At 62.5% G+C, this 16,018-nt stretch carries 14 protein-coding genes; 4 read left to right on the forward strand and 10 right to left on the reverse strand.

Features of this window, described 5'->3' with window-relative positions; all coding sequences use genetic code 11:
* Positions 1-10: 10 nt before the first annotated feature.
* From HNP00_RS14095 to HNP00_RS14110, 4 genes are read right to left on the reverse strand one after another with little or no spacing between them, the layout of a single operon-like run.
* The gene (locus tag HNP00_RS14095; protein WP_184740133.1) at positions 11-1,204 is read right to left on the reverse strand and encodes a Gfo/Idh/MocA family protein; all 1,194 of its coding nucleotides are present in this window, start codon (positions 1,202-1,204) and stop codon (positions 11-13) included.
* Positions 1,205-1,239: 35 nt separating this feature from the next.
* Positions 1,240-2,163, reverse strand: a complete 924-nt coding sequence (locus tag HNP00_RS14100; protein WP_184740135.1) for a carbohydrate ABC transporter permease — start codon at positions 2,161-2,163, stop codon at positions 1,240-1,242.
* Positions 2,163-3,065, reverse strand: coding sequence for a carbohydrate ABC transporter permease (locus tag HNP00_RS14105; protein ID WP_184740137.1), 903 nt, complete (start codon positions 3,063-3,065; stop codon positions 2,163-2,165). The genes HNP00_RS14100 and HNP00_RS14105 overlap by 1 nt, the downstream gene beginning before the upstream one ends.
* Positions 3,066-3,068: 3 nt before the next feature.
* Entirely contained in the window at positions 3,069-4,388 is a 1,320-nt protein-coding gene (locus HNP00_RS14110) for an extracellular solute-binding protein (RefSeq protein ID WP_184740139.1), read from the reverse strand.
* Positions 4,389-4,679: 291 nt separating this feature from the next.
* On the opposite strand from HNP00_RS14110, the gene HNP00_RS14115 reads away from it, so the two are divergent.
* Complete coding sequence (locus tag HNP00_RS14115; RefSeq protein WP_184740141.1) at positions 4,680-5,714, forward strand: LacI family DNA-binding transcriptional regulator; 1,035 nt, start codon at positions 4,680-4,682, stop codon at positions 5,712-5,714.
* 72 nt (positions 5,715-5,786) lie between these two features.
* Here HNP00_RS14115 and HNP00_RS14120 read toward each other — a convergent pair whose 3' ends face one another.
* Both HNP00_RS14120 and HNP00_RS14125 read right to left on the reverse strand, forming a co-directional pair.
* Positions 5,787-7,763, reverse strand: a complete 1,977-nt coding sequence (locus HNP00_RS14120) for an amino acid transporter (protein WP_184740144.1) — start codon at positions 7,761-7,763, stop codon at positions 5,787-5,789.
* 209 nt (positions 7,764-7,972) lie between these two features.
* Entirely contained in the window at positions 7,973-9,865 is a 1,893-nt protein-coding gene (locus HNP00_RS14125) for an ABC transporter ATP-binding protein (protein ID WP_184740146.1), read from the reverse strand.
* A 100-nt stretch (positions 9,866-9,965) separates the two neighbouring features.
* Here HNP00_RS14125 and HNP00_RS14130 point away from each other — a divergent pair, with 100 nt between their 5' ends.
* From HNP00_RS14130 to HNP00_RS14140, 3 genes are all read left to right on the forward strand, one after another.
* Positions 9,966-10,448 (forward strand): MarR family winged helix-turn-helix transcriptional regulator, encoded by a 483-nt coding sequence (locus HNP00_RS14130; RefSeq protein WP_184740148.1) that lies wholly within the window; start codon positions 9,966-9,968, stop codon positions 10,446-10,448.
* A 26-nt stretch (positions 10,449-10,474) separates the two neighbouring features.
* Entirely contained in the window at positions 10,475-11,167 is a 693-nt protein-coding gene (locus HNP00_RS14135; protein ID WP_184740150.1) for a maleylpyruvate isomerase family mycothiol-dependent enzyme, read from the forward strand.
* Positions 11,168-11,287: 120 nt separating this feature from the next.
* Entirely contained in the window at positions 11,288-11,827 is a 540-nt protein-coding gene (locus HNP00_RS14140; RefSeq protein WP_184740152.1) for a hypothetical protein, read from the forward strand.
* A gap of 98 nt (positions 11,828-11,925) precedes the next feature.
* Here HNP00_RS14140 and HNP00_RS14145 read toward each other — a convergent pair whose 3' ends face one another.
* Genes HNP00_RS14145 through HNP00_RS14160 form a run of 4 tightly spaced genes read right to left on the reverse strand, consistent with a single transcriptional unit; the run spans position 11,926 to position 15,996 of the window.
* Positions 11,926-12,834 (reverse strand): nucleoside hydrolase, encoded by a 909-nt coding sequence (locus HNP00_RS14145; RefSeq protein WP_184740154.1) that lies wholly within the window; start codon positions 12,832-12,834, stop codon positions 11,926-11,928.
* A gap of 59 nt (positions 12,835-12,893) precedes the next feature.
* Positions 12,894-13,757, reverse strand: a complete 864-nt coding sequence (locus tag HNP00_RS14150) for a carbohydrate ABC transporter permease (RefSeq protein ID WP_184740156.1) — start codon at positions 13,755-13,757, stop codon at positions 12,894-12,896.
* Entirely contained in the window at positions 13,754-14,692 is a 939-nt protein-coding gene (locus HNP00_RS14155; protein WP_184740158.1) for a carbohydrate ABC transporter permease, read from the reverse strand. Before HNP00_RS14155 ends, HNP00_RS14150 begins: the two co-directional genes overlap by 4 nt.
* Before the next feature lie 2 nt (positions 14,693-14,694).
* The gene (locus HNP00_RS14160) at positions 14,695-15,996 is read right to left on the reverse strand and encodes a sugar ABC transporter substrate-binding protein (protein WP_184740159.1); all 1,302 of its coding nucleotides are present in this window, start codon (positions 15,994-15,996) and stop codon (positions 14,695-14,697) included.
* Positions 15,997-16,018: the final 22 nt, after the last annotated feature.

Here is a 16,018-nt window from a genome sequence, read left to right on the forward strand (position 1 = left end):
GGGTTCCCTCCTAGACTTTCTGCCAGCGGCTGGACTCTGCGGCGCTGCCTTCCACGGCGGCCAGTACCTTTTGCACTTGCAAGGCATCAGCGAACGACGGCGAGGGCTGCGCGCCCGCGCCGAGCGCCGTCACCAGGTCCACCACTTGGTGCGTGAAGCCATGCTCGTATCCAAGACCATGGCCGGTAGGCCACCAATTGCCTGCGTAGGGGTGTTCGGGTTCCGTGACGAAGATCCGGCGAAATCCGGCGTCGGGGGATTCTGCGGCGTCGTAGAAGGACAAGACGTTCATCTCTTCGAAGTCGAATGCCAAGGACGCTTTGGTGCCGTTGACCTCCAAGCGCATGGCGTTCTTCCGTCCCAGCGCGAAACGCGTGGCCTCGAAAACCCCGACCGCGCCCGCTGAAGTAGCGCCGCCGTCGAACCTTGCCGTGAAAATGGCGGCGTCATCAACGGTGACCGTGCCGCGCGGCGCATCCGCGCCGACGTCGCCGTGTCCGCCGAGGCCCACGAGATCACCGGCCAACGGCCGCTCGTGCACGAACGTTTCCAGGAGCGCGGAAACGCCCGTGATCTGCTGCCCGGTGACCCACTGTGCGGCGTCGATGCTGTGCGCTCCGATGTCGCCCAGCGAGCCGGACCCGGACTTGGACTTGTCCAGTCGCCACGTCATGGGCGCGTTTTCGTCGCTGAGCCAATCCTGCAGGTACTGCGCGCGCACGTGCCGGATGTTTCCCAGCCGGCCCTCTTCGACCATCCGCTTGGCGAGGGCCAACGCGGGAGTGCGGCGGTAGCTGAACCCGCACATGGAGAAGACTCCGCGTTCCGCGGCGGCTTGCGCGGCTTCGGTCATGCGCTCGGCTTCCTCCACAGAGTTGGCCAGCGGCTTTTCACATAGCACGTGCTTACCGGCCTCAAGGGCTGCGATCGCGATCTCGGCATGGGTATTCCCCGGGGTGCATATATCGATCAGATCGATATCGTCCCGCTCAAGAAGTCGGCGCCAGTCTGTCTCCACCGATCCCCAGCCGAGCTTGCCCGCGGCGGCCCGGACGCCGTCGTCGTTCCGGCCGCAAAGAGCGGTGAGCCGGGGGTCCAGCGGGAGATCGAAGAACCGCGGCGCTGTCCGCCAGGCGTGGGAGTGGGCGGCACCCATGAACGCGTAGCCGACCATGCCGACGCGCAAGGGCTTTGCGGTGGTCATTGAGTTTCCTTTCGTGGATTTCAAAAGAGCGTTGGCTATTTGCTGAATCCGGCGGTCAGTCCGCTGAGCAGTTGGCGGCGGGCCACAACGTAGATGACCAGAAGCGGCAAGGTGGCGAGCACCACGGAAGCCAGCACGGCGGGGATGTTGACGCTGAATTCGCCTTGGAAGGTCCACAAGGACAGCGGAAGCACACGGGTGGACGGGCTTTGGGTCAGGATCAGCGGGAAGAGGAAGCCGTTCCAGACGCCGAGCGCGTTGTAAATGCCCACGGTCACGACGGCGGGCCGCGTCATGGGCAGCGCGAGGCGCCACATCATGGCCCAGTCTGAGCAGCCGTCGAGCCGCATGGACTCGAACAACTCGTTGGGAACATCGCGCATGAAGTTGCTCAGGATGAGGACGGAAATGGGAATGGCGAACGCGATGGAGGGGAGGATCAACGCCAACAAAGTGTCATAGAGATGGGCCTTGGTGATCATCCAATAGATGGGGATGATCGTGGCATGCAGCGGGATCGCCAGGCCCAGGAGGAACGTGTTGTTCGTTAACGTCAGGAAGCGGCCCTTGCCCCGGACGATCGCGTAGGCGGCCATGAACGAGACCAGGAGTGCCGGCACGACGCTTCCCACGGTGACCATCAGGCTGTTGAAGAAGTACATCGCGAAATCGTTGTCCAGGACCAGCTTGTAGTTGTCCAGGGTCGGCTCGCTTGGCGGCAGCATCGGGTTCGAGGTGAAGAAGCCGGCTTGGTTCTTCAGGCTGGTGACCACCACGTAGTAGATGGGAACGATGATGACCGCCAGCCACAGCCAACCGCCCAGGCCGCCCAGATAGTTGGGACGGAAGCGCCCGGGTCCCTTGGTCCCTTTTGCTCGGGGACCATGCTTGTGGCCTTGCTTGTTGCTAAGCGCGGTGCGCCTTGCCGGCGGTGCGGGAATCTGGGTTGTGGAAGCCATCAGGCACCTTCCAATTGGCTTGCGTTGCGGTTCTTGCCACCGAGTCGTTGCAGGATGAGGGCCAGGGCAAGGCCGATCACCACGAGGATGACGCCCAGGGCGCTTGCCGCTCCCATGTCGTTGGCCTTGAAGCCGGTCAGGTACATGTGCAGCGGCAGCAGCCGCGTGGAGTAGCCGGGGCCTCCTCCGGTGAGGACGAAGACGAGATCGAAGTAGGCCAGTGAGCCAACCACCATGAGGGTGGAGGACGTGATGATGGTGTACTTCAATTGGGGCAAGGTGATGGCGAAGAACTGCTGGACTCGTCCCGCGCCATCGATTTGGGCCGCTTCATAGAGCGACGCCGGGATCTGCCGAACGCCGCCTTGGTAGATGAGCGTGTGGAACGGGACGAACTGCCAGGCGATGACGAAGACGACGACGAACAGCACCAGATCCGAGTTTCCTAGCCAGTCCTGGGCGAGGAACGGAAGGCCCAGGCCCGGGCCGAGGCCGAAGTTCGGGTCCAACAGGGCCTTGTAGGCGATGGCGACGGCCGCGGAGGACAGCAGCAACGGCACGAAGTACAGGACAGCGAGGGCTGCGCGGTATTTCTGCGATGCGGACGTGAAGACTCCGAGGAGCAAGCTGATGGGAGCCTGGACGATGAACGAGAAGAACATGATCTTGGCAGTGACCCACAGCGCATTGCCGGTGACGGGATCAGTCAGGACCGTGGTCCAGCTGGACAAGCCGTCCAGCTTGATTTCGCCCAGCCCGTCCCATTTGGTGAAGCTGAGGAAGAGCACGCCGAAGAGCGGGATGATGGCGAAGAGCAGGAAGAAGACGAGGGCTGGTGCGGCCAGCCACCCCGACGGGCCCTTTTCAAGGACCCGCCGGGAAGAACCGGTTGAGATGGACACTGGTTACTTTCCGATCGTTGCGTTCATGGTTGAGACGAACTGATCGGGGCTGATCTTCTTCAGGAAGATCTGGTCCAGGTTCGCCAACATGGCGTCTCCCTGGGCCGGGCTGAGGGCCTGGTCCCAAGAGAGGGTGAAGCTGGGGGCGTTCTTGGCCATGCCGTACACATAGCTCAGGAAGTCCTTGTCCGGTGATGCGGCCAGCTTGCTTTCGATACCCGTGGTCACCGGGACGGCTCCGGAGTCGATCAGGGCCTGGGTGTCAGCGTCGGTGAACATGCCGCTCTTGACGTAGTCGAGGGCAGCCTTCTTCTGGCTGTCAGTGGCCTTGGAAGAGATCGACCAGAAGTTGGACGGGTTGCCCACGACGTTGGCCGGATCGCCCTTGCCGCCGGAAACGCTCGGGAACGTGATGTAGCCCAGTTTGCCGTTCTTGACGAAGTCCGCAGCGTCCTTCTTCATACCCTGGTAGATCCAGCCGCCCTGCAGGATCATGGCTGCCTTGCCGGTGTAGAGGAGGGCCTGGTCCGCGTTGCTGTCGGCCGCGATGGAGGAGAAGCCGTTGACGAATCCGCCGGCGTCAACCAGTTCCTGGATCTTGCTTAGGGCTTCCTTGACGGCGGGATCGGACCAGGCACCGGGCTTGTTGGCGGCGATGTTCGCGAAGACGTCGGGTCCGCCGATGCGCTCCACCAGGTATTCGAGCCACATCAGGTCAGGCCACTTGGACTGGCCGCCCAGGGAGAAGGGAGCGATGCCGGCTGCCTTGAACTTCGGCACCAGCGCCATTAGTTCATCCCAAGTCTTGGGGGCTTGTGCGCCGATCTTGTCGAAGACTTCCTTGTTGTAGTACAGGACGACGGGCTGCACGTTGTTGTTGGGCAGGGCATACGTCTTGCCGCCGATCACGCCGTTCTTCAGCACGGACGGCAGGTAGCGGCTCTTGACATCGGGGTTTGACGCGATGAAATCGGACATGTCGGCCACCTGGCCGGAGTCGACGTAGGACTTCAGGACTCCGCCGCCCCAACCGTAGATGAAAGTGGGTCCCTGGCCGGCGCCGACGGCGGTGCGCACCTTGGTCTTGTACGCGTCGTTCGCGAAGAAGTCGAGCTTGATGGCCTCGTCCGGGTGGGCTTTGTTCCACGCATCAATGGACTTCTGGAGCACGGGCTGGTTACCGCCTGTAAGGCCCCACATTGTGGCCGAATCGGCGTTGCCTGCCGAACTTGCCGGCCCGCTGGAACCGCAAGCTGCGAGGGAGATTGAGACGGCCGCAGCGGTGACGGCGATCGCTGCTGAACGCAACGTGAGTTTTACCATTTGCATTTCCATTCGTCCTCCGGGCTCGACGCTGATTGCCCGGCTTTTGGTTTCGGGAGTCCGGCCTTCAGGAACGAGGCTGCACTGCCGCTGACATTGAGTTCGCTTTGCGGAATCTTCGAAATATTTCGACATTAATTTCGGTCCGTCAGGCAAATTTAGCTGTGGCCTGAGTCACCGTCAAGGACTTTCGAGCATAAAGTTCAACTCTTTTACGAAATAATGATTGACTCTTCGGGTGCAGGCATTCAGACTTGTGGGACCGAAATATTTCGAAAGAGTAAGGGAGTCATGGCCAGCAATGAACGTCCGGCCAAGCTGACATTGGCCGCCATTGCGCGGGAAGCGGGCGTCTCGATGCCCACAGTCTCGAAGGTGGTCAACGGGCGCGAGGACGTTGCCGCTGCTACGCGCGCCAAGGTTCTGACGGCCTTGGAGCGGACGGGGTACAAATCACCGCTTCAGCGAAAGAACATCGCCGGCCGGCGGCCCGTGGTGGAGGTCGTGCTCGACACCTTGAACTCGGCGTATGGCGTGGAGGTACTCAATGGTGTGCTGGAGCACGCAGCCTCCTCCGACGTCGAAGTCCTCCTCAACATCACGGGCCAGCAAGGTGGTTCGACATTAAGCCCGGAACAGCGGGCCCAGCGGATTATCGACGAGGGACGCAACGGCATGATCGTGGTGACCTCGGCCTTCAGTTCGGAGCAGTTGGATCCATTTCGACGCCGGCAGATACCCATTGTTGTCATCGACCCGCTCAACCCGCCCCCGGGTGATGTGGTCAGCGTCGGCGCCAGCAATTGGGCTGGAGGCAAGGCTGCCACGGCCCACCTGCTGGATCTTGGGCACCGCCGGATCGCCTATCTAGGCGGGCCCGAAGCAGCGGAATGCAACCAGGCGCGGCTCCACGGCTACATGGCCGCACTGATGGCGGTGGGGGTGCCTGTCGAGGAACGCTACATCCTGTCAGGACCTTTCCGCTCCGAGAACGGTGTGGCGGGAATGAAAACCCTGCTTCAACTCGAAGAGCGCCCAACGGCGATCTTCGCCGCAAGCGACAGCATCGCCTTGGGAGTGCTCGCCGAGGCGCGCCGGCAAAAGATCCGCATCCCCGAGGACATCAGCGTGGTCGGTTTTGACGGCACCTACCAAGCAGAAGAATCGGTGCCTCCCCTGACGTCCGTGTCCCAGCCGCTGCAGGAGATGGGCCGCGCGGCCCTGCGGTTCGTGCTGCGCCAAATGCGTGGTGACGCAGTGGACTCGCGCCGTGTGGAGCTCGCAACGCACCTTGTAGTCCGCGAATCCACGGCGCCTCCGGCGTAGGCGCGGTGTTGGAGTCCGCCGTTAGGGTCATCCGTACCTGCGCTTGAGCATCATCCCCAACGTCAGACGCGGTCAGCCGACGTGGACCCAGGGGCGCCGGGTGACGTCGGATTCGGCTTCACGGAGGACTTCCCGGGTCACCGGCGCGATCTCTCCTTCGCCGAGGAACAGGAAACGCAGGAGATTGATAATCGGGTTGCCTTCGGTCCAGCGGAAGTAGATGTGCGGCATCAGCCCGGTCACGTCCCGGATGTGCAGGAGCACCGAGGCGATGGTGTTGGGGACCACGGGTCCGTGGACTTCCAGGATTTGGTGTCCGTGACGGGTGACGCCACGGACTTCAAGTGCAGTTTCAAAATCGGAGGAATCGTCCACGATCACTTCGAGGAAGAGTGCCTGGTAGTCGACGGGAATGTGGCTGACTTCGATGGCTGAGGTGAGCTTTTCCTCGTACGCCTCAGCCGTGAGGCGTAGCGGTTCATGGGCAATGAGCGCAATCGGCCCGTTCAGATTGGTGGACATGAATTCCAGCGCCTGGCGGTCCAGATGGACGTGCGTGGCGTGCAATTCAAAGGAACGCCGGATTCTGGAGAGCAAGGAGATCACGATGATGCCCAGAATGAAGATCGCGGCGATCCGGATGCCTTCGGGACGCTCGAAAATGTTGGCGATCGTGGTGTAGATGAAGACCACCGCGATGATGCCGAACCCGACTGTGCGCTTGCGCTGCCGTGCGCGGCGGGCGGAGAGCGTCACCGCCACCGCTGCCGAGGTCATCAGCACCAGCACACCGGTCGCATAGGCGCCACCCTGGGCATCGACGTCGGCGTTGAAGAGGAAGGTGATCAGGAACCCGATGAGGGTGAACACCAGCACCAGGGGGCGCACTGCTCGGGCCCATCCCGGTGCCATCCCATAGCGCGGCAGATACCGCGGGACCAGGTTCAGTAGCCCGGCCATGGCGGAGGCGCCGGCGAACCAGAGGATGGCAATGGTGCTGATGTCGTACACGGTGCCGAATCCGACGCCGAGATATTGATGGGCTAGGAACGCCAAGGCGCGACCATTGGCCTGGCCGCCCGGCTGGAATTCCTGGTCCGGAATCAGCACAACGGTAGTGAAACTGGTAGCGATCAGGAACGAGCTCATGATGACGGCTGCCGTGGTCAGGAGCCGGCGGGTTCCCTTGATCCGTCCGGCAGGGTTTTCCTCGGTGTCCGCGGCATGTCCACGGATCTGGGGCATCACGGCGACGCCGGTCTCGAAACCGGACAGGCCCAGGGCGAGTTTGGGGAACACGAGTAGCGCGATGCCGACCACCATGATGGGGTTTCCGTGGGAGGTCGACAGTGCATGCCACCAGTCACCCACTGCGACCGGATGGGTGAATACCTCTACGATCGTTGCGAATACGACAACGACGTTGAGGCCCAGATAGAGAATGACGAGGACCACCGCCACGCCGATTGCTTCCTTGAATCCGCGCAGGAACACGGCGGCGAGCAGAGCCAGCAGGAACAAAGTAACCAGGATGTTCTGGCCCTGCAGCCAGCCCGGGGCAAGTGGGTTCTGGATCGCGTGGGCGGTGGCGTCCGCTGCCGAGAGAGTCATGGTGATCATGAAGTCGGTCGCCGCGAACCCGAGGAGGACGAGGACAAGGATCTTGCCGCCCCAACGCGGCAACAAGCGCTCGAGCATGGCGATCGATCCCTCGCCGCGGTGGCTTTCCCCGGCGACGCGATGGTAGACGGGAAGGGCGCCGAGGAGAGTGACGGCCACCAAGACGATGGTGGCCAAGGGGGAGATCACTCCGGCAGCCAGTGCCGCGATAGCCGGCTGGTAGCCCAGCGTCGAGAAGTAATCGACACCGGTCAGGCACATGACCTGCCACCACGAATGCTTCTTCAGATGGGAATCGCCCACTGCGCCGGGACCCTGGTGGATTCCCTTGCTGTCCTGCAGTCCGAAGAGAAGCCATGTCCGCAGGGAGGCCATGGTCCCTGGCTGTGGCGCCGAAGGATCAGCTGGCGGCCTGCTCAAGGTGGTCATGTTTGCCTTTCCGCGTGGCGCACGGCACTGCTATCACTGCCGAAGTTAGCATCGACTGCACGTCTTTCCTCCCGGATGGCTCCTATCTTGACGAATCCTTAACGTCCATGGCAGGAGGCGAACACCGGCACTTGCGAAAGCACCCTGCGCCGAGTCCTTCGTGCGGAATCCGGAGAATCTGATCACCGAGGTGGGGATCGGGTACCGGTTCATGCCGTGAGCCGGGCAAGGGCTTCCGTATCATGATCTTCAAACTCCACAGTCTCTCTGGCCTCGACGAGCCGTGCATAGGCGCCGCCGGCATCGCGAAGCTTGCCAGGCGTTCCGATCTCGATGATGGCACCCCCGGCCAGCACCGCCAGCTGGTCCGCCTTCTCCACGGTGGAGAGCCTGTGGGCGATGGTCAGAGTAGTCCGGCCAACGGCCAGCCGGTCGAGCGCGGCCTGAACCTGGGACTCAGTGGCGTTGTCCAATGCGGAAGTGGCCTCGTCGAGGACCAGAACTTTCGGATTGCGCAGGATGGTCCGGGCAATGGCCAGGCGCTGTTGCTCGCCGCCGGAGAACCGGTGGCCCCGGGCGCCGACCACGGTGTCCAAGCCGTCCGGCAGGCCCGCGATCAGGTCCGCGATCTGCGCGGAGGCCAGCGCGCTCCACAGGAGTGCGTCGTCCGCGTGCGGTGCGGCGAGCAGTAGGTTTTCCCGAATGGTGTCGTGAATGAGGTACGTCTCTTGGGACACCACACCCACGATTTTCGTCAGGTCCGCCGGGGCGATGTCGCGGACATTCACGCCGTCAATGGCGATCCGCCCGGCGGTGGCATCATGCAGGCGTGGGACCAACGAGCCCAACGTCGATTTGCCGGAACCCGTGGGGCCCACGATTGCGGTGCTGCTGCCTGACGGGAGCACAAGGTCGATGCCGCGCAAAACTTCAGTGCCGCCGTCGTACGCGAAACGGACGCCCTCAAAGCGGACCTCGCCACGCACTGTGGCCGGGTCCAGGGGGACAGGCTGTGCCGGGGCCGTGATCTCGGGGGTCAAGTCCAGGTATTCAAAGATCCGGCTGAACAACGCCATCGCGGTGACCCATTGGACCCCGAGGTCCAGCAGGCTCATGATGGGGCGGAAGATGGCTGCTTGCAAGGCAGTGAACGCCACGAGAGTGCCAATGGTCATGCCATCGCTGGTGGCTGGCAATCCGGCAGCCAGGTAGATCAGCGCCGGAATGGCGGAGAAGATCAAGCCCATGGTGGCCATCCGCCAGCGGCCGGCCAGCTGCGAACGCATCTCCAGGCCGATCAGCCGTCTGGAGCTTTCCGTGTAGCGGTAGGCGTCGCGCCTGGTGGTTCCGAGGGTTTTGGAGAGCCGGACGCCGGAGACTGACAGCCCCTCCTCCACCTGCGTGTTCATCGTGGCCAGTTCGCTCTGCAGCGTGGACGTGATGTTGCGCCGGAGCAGGGCCACCCGGCGGGTGAACCAGACGGCTGGCGGGATCACTACAAGCGACAGCAGCGAAAGTCCGGGTGAAATGGCCACCATGGCGATGGCGGTGGCAATGGCCGTGGTCAGGTTGGAGGCGACGCCAGTGGCAGTGGACGTGATGACTTGCTGCAGGCCAGCGATGTCGTTGTTCAACCGCGACTGCACCTCGCCGCTGCGGGTCCGGGTAAAAAATCCCAGCGATTGCCGCTGCAGGTGCGTGAACAAGCGCGTGCGCAGCGTGTGCATGATCTTCTGGCCCATGCCCGTGGTCATCCAGGTTTGCACCACGCCAATGAGCGCGGTTGCGGCGGCTACGCCGATCAATCCGGCAGCCAGCCAGCCGAGAAGCGGCAGATCCTTGCCGGGCAACGCGACGTCGATGATGTGGCGGACCAGGAAGGGTTGCGCCAGGCCGATGATGCTGGAAGCGCTAATGAGAAGCACGACGACGGCGATGGTCGCCTTGTGCGGTGTGAACAGTCCGGCAATCCGCTTGAGACTGATGGGATGTTGTTTCAGCTGGGTGCGGTCGGCGGGATTAGGGCGGGCAGGACCGCGGCCGCCGTTTCGGATCGCGGAGCCCGGCGCTGCGGGATTGTGGCTGTGGATGTTCTCCGTCATAAGCACCACCTCCAGTGGTGAATGGGGCGCGGGAATCGCGCTGAGTAATACAGAGGCTACCTCACTATGTGGTTACGGGTCAAATTGCTAGACTGGCGGCATGCACTCACAGCCCTCTGATTCCGCCGATCTCGGCGATCTGTTCCATGCCGCTTTCCGGGGGCTGCGCCGAACCTGGGCCGAGCAGTTGGCTCCGTGGGAAATGACGCCGCACCAATGGCGGGCGCTCATGACCCTGATGCGACGGCGTCCAGCTGGTGACACGAAGGCCGGCTCGCTCATGGCGCCGGAAGACCCATCGGCCCGTGAACCGATGCGCCTGAAAGACTTGGCCGAACGGTTGCGCATTGCGCCACGTTCGGCCACGGAGGTGGTGGACCAGCTCGAGGCCAAGGGCCTCGTCCGTCGCGACCCGGATCCCACGGACCGGCGGGCTACCCTGGTGGCCGCCACGGCCGCCGGGCAGGAGCTCTTTGCGAAGATCAGTGCCGAACGGCGCGGCAAGTCCTCCGAGTACTTTGGCCGGCTCAGCACAGAGGACCGCGCTGAGCTCGCGCGGATTCTGGGTCAGCTGGGGGATTGAGGCTAACGGCGGTTTATGCTCAACCCATGTCGCCCGATCGCTACCTTGCCGAACTGTCCGCCTGCGTCGATCAACTCCGCGTCCTTGCCGGACAACCTGAAGAAAAGCTTGCGCATTCGGTTCCCGCATGTCCGGGTTGGACACTCGATGGACTTTTCGGGCACCTCGGCTCGATCGAACGATGGGCTGCGGAGATTGTTCTTGGCGGGAAGTTCGTCGAGGAACCCCCTGCCCCGTCCGTCGGCGGTGCAGAGTGGTTCCTCAAGGGGTCGAACTCCTTTCTTGACACCATGGCGAGGGTTGATCCCGAGAAGGAGTGCTGGACTTTTGGGCCTTCGCAGAAGGCTGGATTCTGGCTCAGGCGCCAGGCGCACGAACACTCCATCCACCTTGTTGACGCATGCTCCGCATCGGTTTTGGAGGCCCCAGCCTTCAGCGAGGACTTCATGCTCGATGGAATCGGTGAGGTCTTGGAAATGTTCACCCCGCGCCAGTTGCGGCTGGGGCGGATGCCGCAGCCGGAAGCGGCCGTGACCTTCAATGTCCCAGGATCCGGCAGCTGGGCCGTCGGTACGGGGCCGATCGCGGCATCGATTTCTGCACCTCTGCGCAGCATGTACCTCGGTCTCTGGGGACGTTCGGACCTCGTGGACACCGCGCTCATCGAGGGCGACGCTTCGCTTGCGCTCCGTGTCCTGCAAGGGCCAATCACGCCCTGAGAACCTCAGACGTCCAAGCGGCTGTGGATATGGTCGTGATCGTTGGTGCGGCCTGGCCTTGTGACTCGGGCAGGCCGCACCTTTCTCCCAAGTTGGCGCTCAGTAGGTAGAGTCGAAGCCATGACTCGCCGGAAGGTTCCAGTTGCCCTCGTCGCACTTCCTTTCGCTTTGTGGCTGATCGCACTGGCAACAGCGGGGACTGCAGTGGCGGCGCCCTGCGATTCGCAGGGCCTCCTTGGACTGGTGGGTGCGTGCTCTCCAGGTAGCTCCCCGACTCCGCGGCCGTCGGGCAAACCCAGCCCGCCAGTTACGCCCAGTCCGCCGGTACAACCGCAACCCCAGCCTGATCCGGGAGCTACTACTCCGGCTGGTGTGGCCTCCCCTCCGTCGTCCGCGGTGACCGTGGAGCCGGGCCCCACCAAGGCCGCGCCATCAGCTACGACGGGGGGCGCAGCGCCGTTGCCGATTGCCACTCCTCCGGCTCCTTCGGCTCAGAACTCAGCGTCGGCGGCGGGCCCAAGGTTTGACCCGGGCGGCCCTGCCCGGAACAGTCAGCCCGTAGCGCCCACCTTTTCCGTGGCCGGGTTGCTGGTGGCCTTCGGCGGAGCACTGATCACCGCCGGTGGCATGGTGGGCCTCAGACGGTATCCGCCGCTTTAGGCGCGAACCCCCGCATCCTTCCGTGATGCTCGGAATCGAGCAAACTCAGGCGGCATCTTGGAAAAGTCCCCGCAGACGCTCGTGTCCACCGGGCGGGTCTAGTCAATTTCGTGTAGTTGGCGCGTGCTGCCGGCGCTTACGATTCTTGAGCTGATTTCGGCGGCTACGGAGTTGGCATCAATGGTTGTGACGCGGCGGACCTTGCCGCTCGCGTCGGGCATGAACGTACTGAGTCCAGCGGATTCGCCTCCGCCTGCGATGGACACGGTGCCCTGAACCGATAGGTCGAAGAGTCCAGGCCGGAGAAGGGTCAATACAGTGATCGGGTCGTGCGGAACGTTCCATTCCTCGTTCCAGAATTCCCACCATTGGCGGATGTCTGCGTCCAGTGCGGCTCCCAAGGGCCCTGCCGCGGAGATGAGTTCCAGTTGATCGCGGCGCATTTCAACTTTGCGAGTGATTTCCAGCCCGGTGACGGTGATGTTGAGGCTGGATTTGAAAACGATTGAAGCCGATAGGTCGTCGCTGCGGAAATTGTGCTCAACTTCTCCTGTGCCGAACGCCCCGCCCATGATCCAAAGGTGCCTCACATTCCGTTCGAATGCTGGATCTTCTTTGAGTGCTGCCGCGATGTTGGTCAGCGGACCGATGGCAACAATGTCGACCTCACCGGGGTGCTCAGCGACCTGGCGCAAGAGGTAGTTGACGGCGTCTTCGTCCTGGATGCTTTCATTCTCCAGACCTTCGTGCAGGGACCCTTCGTGACCAGGCCACCAGACGTCACGGCCAGATAGGGGAGTTCCGATCCCGCAATACACGGGCACATCCCGCCCTGCCAGCTTCCCCAGCCGTCTGGCGAGCCGAGCGCGAAGGAGCGTGTCGCCGTAAACGGTGGTGACTCCGAGCAGTTCGGCCTCCGGGGAACCAAGAATGAGTGCGAGGGCGAGAGCGTCGTCGACGTCGGATCCAATGTCGGTGTCAAGAATGATGCGGTGTTCAGCACCCATGGTGTTTTCCTTACGAAGTGTTTGTGGCATGGCTTTGCCGGGCCAGATGGGGAGTGGGGCTATTTGAGCCCAGTGGTGGATACCGACTGGATGAAATAGCGCTGGAACGCGATGATGATGGCCAAGGGAATCAGGGTCAGAACCATCGAGCCCGCGAACATCACTCCGTAGTCGACGTTGAATTGCCCTTGCATGTTCGAGAGTGCGATTGGTCCGAGGATGTGCTGGCTGTCTGTTCCGTTCAGGAGCGGCCAGACATATGACTGCCACTGAAACAGGAAGAGCGTCAGGCCAGCCCCGATGAGTGACGGCGCCGACAACGGGAGGTAGATCCTGCGGAAGATCCCCCACCATCCCAAACCGTCCAGCCGTCCGGCTTCGACCAAGTCCTTGGGGATGGCCAGAAAGAATGTCCTCAGCAGAAAGATCGCCATTCCGTTCCCGAGACCTGGGAGGATCAGTCCTGCATACGTGTTTTGGAGGTTCCAGTCGCGGAACAGATTTGCCAAGGGGATGGCAATCGCGTCGAAGGGGATCAGGAAACTCACGACGACGGCCACGAACACTATGCCGCTTCCGCGGAAGGGAATGGCCGCGAGGGCGAACGCTGCCATGGAGCATATCGCCAGACCCACAACCACGGTGATGCCACTGACGATGATCGAGTTCAGGGTTGCCAGGCCAAGATCGCTGCGCAGGAGGGCGGCGTAGTTGTCCAGCGATGGTGTCGCCGTGAAGAACGTCTCCCACTCCAGGGGATTCAGGTAGCGGAATGTATCGCTTCCCGGGCGTAGGGAGTTCACGAATGTCCACCAGAGCGGGGTCAGGAAGAGGATGCCGATACAAGCTCCCAGCACGCTCAATCCGAGGTAGGCGACCGTGCGCTGCCTGGTGACCTTGGCTTGCGTTGTTGCGGCGATCATGCGGCATCAGAGCTGCGAAGTAGCCGGAACTGCACGGCGACGATGACGAGTGTGAGTAGCACGAGAATGATCACTTCTGCTTGGGCTTTGCTGAGGTCTCCGAGCGTGTAGGCCCGGGTGTAAATGTCGTACATGAGGAGGTTTGTGGATCCTGACGGTCCGCCCTTGGTGAGGATCTGGACGGGGGCAAAGATGAGGAAGTTGGAGACGGTGTCGGCAACGAGGACAAAGGCGAGCGGGCGGCGGACCAGTGGCAGGGTCACTGACCATAGTTTTCGCCATGCCGACGCGCCATCGATGGACGCTGCTTCATAGAGCTCGGTCGGAACGTCGTTGATGCCGGCGATCAGGAAGAGCATCCAGTAGCCGACGCCGATCCAGCTCAGCAGCACCATGATGGAGGCTAGTGATTGCTGGGGAGAGGTCAGGAACGGCTGGGCGGGCAGGCCCAGGAGGGAGAGGAAGGAGTTGCCTAATCCGTCGGGTCGGTAAATGACGCTCCAAACGACTGCCGAGACGGCGGGGGGAACAGCTATCGGCAGGACGACGAGGGATCTCCAGATCTTCGCGCCCGCGGCCTTTCTTGTGTAGAGAACTGCGAGTAGGAAGGCGGCGCTGATCTGGAGCGGATTCACGACGAGGGAGAACACGAGGGTGACCAGCAGGGCGTTTTTGAAGTCCACGTTGTCAAAGAGATCAGTGTAGTTTTCAATGCCGACGAAGACCGTTCCGCCTTGGAGGAAGCTGTGACGGTAGAGGCTGTCCCATAGGGCCACCGCTGCCGGCGCTATCCGCAACACGAGCAGGCTGATGAAGGCCGGGGCCAAGAAGGCCGCCGCTACGGCTATTAGTGGGGCCGGCCGCCTGCGGCGGGCGGGCCGTGTGGGGGCGGCCCGCCCTTCTGCCGCAGGTCGGCGATCAGTTGTCTGTGACATTGCTACAGCTGTTTCCAAGCATCGTTGATCTGTTGGGCAGCCTGCTTGAGCCGCTCACTCACAGGGGAACCGTTGCGGATGTCGGCGAAAGCTTTGCCAATGATCTCCTCGAACTGGATATAGCCGATGCTCACCGGTCGGGGTTTAGCCGTTTCGGTATTTTCGTGGGCAATCAGGGAGCCCACTCCCTTGCTCTTGTCTCCGCCGAGGGCTTCAAGCTTGGGTAGATACTGGGCGGTTGCTGCCGTGTTGGCCGGAATGATGGTTTGCGCTTCCGTGGTGGCGAGGTTGCCTGCCGGATCAAAGGATGCGAATTCCAGGAACTTCTTGGCTGCGGCCTTGTTCTTCGATGCGGGGTTGATGCCCCAGGACCAGGAGCCAGTCGGGGTGGCCTGGCTTCCGCCGGCAAAGTACGGCATCGGGGCCACGCCCCAGTCAATGCTTGATTTGGCGAAGTTGCCGATGTCCCAGGGACCTCCGATGAAGTAGGCCACCTTCCCTGAGGTGAAGACAGGGCTGGTCTGGAATCCGCCCACGCCGCGGGGGGACAGGCCCGAGGAGAACGTGTCCGCGTACCACTGCATGGCTTTCTCCCAGCCCGGGTTGGTGATGTCGGTCGTGAGCATTTTGTCGCCGGTGATGCCTGAGCCGCCTCCTGCAGATTCGGCCAGCGGCTGGAGCTGGTAGTAGGCCTCGACCTGTTCGAAGAGGAGCCCGAACTGGGTTCCTGCTGCCTGCACGGCTTTGCCGTCCTTGACGACCTGCTCCCAGGTCATGCGCTGTGCCGGGTCAATGGAGGGATGCTTGACGCCGGCCGCGTCGAGGGCCTTCTTATTGAAGAACATCAGCTGCGTTGAATTCCATATTGGCAAGGCCCACAGTTTGTCCTGGTACAGATTCACGCTGTATTGCGCGTCAGGTACGGCGGCCTTGGTTTGGCCTTTCAGACTGCTGAGATCCTCGAGGAAACCCTGGGCGGCGAGCTGGGACAAACGCGGCTGGTCGACGGTGTAAACGTCGATCGTGTCGTCTTTTGCGCCGAGGCGTTGCTGCAGCGTCGGGTTGAGCTGGTCAAAGGGCACCTGGGAGTACTTGACGGAAATATCTGGGTTCTTCGCCTTGAATGCCGCAATGACCGGCGCGAAAGTCGCGGGATCTTCGGGACCAAGCAGGTTCACGGTTCCAGTTCCAGAGCCTTCGCTTCCGTTTGCCGTACCGGAATTCGGGGAGCTCGTCGAGCAGCCTGCCAGGAAGAGTGTTCCGGCCGCAAGCAGCGACGTGGCTGCGAGAAGTTTGCGCTTCACGGGAAGCCTTTCTGATGTGTGG

Source organism: Arthrobacter sp. AZCC_0090 (assembly GCF_014207375.1).
Lineage (GTDB): Bacteria > Actinomycetota > Actinomycetes > Actinomycetales > Micrococcaceae > Arthrobacter.

What these genes read in the sequence shown, in the direction of transcription:
- HNP00_RS14095 (WP_184740133.1), bottom strand. Translation starts at nt 1,204, where the DNA reads ATGACCACCGCAAAGCCCTTGCGCGTCGGCATGGTCGGCTACGCGTTC.
- HNP00_RS14100 (WP_184740135.1), bottom strand. Translation starts at nt 2,163, where the DNA reads ATGGCTTCCACAACCCAGATTCCCGCACCGCCGGCAAGGCGCACCGCG.
- HNP00_RS14110 (WP_184740139.1), bottom strand. Translation starts at nt 4,388, where the DNA reads ATGGTAAAACTCACGTTGCGTTCAGCAGCGATCGCCGTCACCGCTGCG.
- HNP00_RS14115 (WP_184740141.1), top strand. Translation starts at nt 4,680, where the DNA reads ATGGCCAGCAATGAACGTCCGGCCAAGCTGACATTGGCCGCCATTGCG.
- HNP00_RS14120 (WP_184740144.1), bottom strand. Translation starts at nt 7,763, where the DNA reads ATGACCACCTTGAGCAGGCCGCCAGCTGATCCTTCGGCGCCACAGCCA.
- HNP00_RS14125 (WP_184740146.1), bottom strand. Translation starts at nt 9,865, where the DNA reads ATGACGGAGAACATCCACAGCCACAATCCCGCAGCGCCGGGCTCCGCG.
- HNP00_RS14130 (WP_184740148.1), top strand. Translation starts at nt 9,966, where the DNA reads ATGCACTCACAGCCCTCTGATTCCGCCGATCTCGGCGATCTGTTCCAT.
- HNP00_RS14135 (WP_184740150.1), top strand. Translation starts at nt 10,475, where the DNA reads ATGTCGCCCGATCGCTACCTTGCCGAACTGTCCGCCTGCGTCGATCAA.
- HNP00_RS14140 (WP_184740152.1), top strand. Translation starts at nt 11,288, where the DNA reads ATGACTCGCCGGAAGGTTCCAGTTGCCCTCGTCGCACTTCCTTTCGCT.
- HNP00_RS14145 (WP_184740154.1), bottom strand. Translation starts at nt 12,834, where the DNA reads ATGGGTGCTGAACACCGCATCATTCTTGACACCGACATTGGATCCGAC.
- HNP00_RS14150 (WP_184740156.1), bottom strand. Translation starts at nt 13,757, where the DNA reads ATGATCGCCGCAACAACGCAAGCCAAGGTCACCAGGCAGCGCACGGTC.
- HNP00_RS14155 (WP_184740158.1), bottom strand. Translation starts at nt 14,692, where the DNA reads ATGTCACAGACAACTGATCGCCGACCTGCGGCAGAAGGGCGGGCCGCC.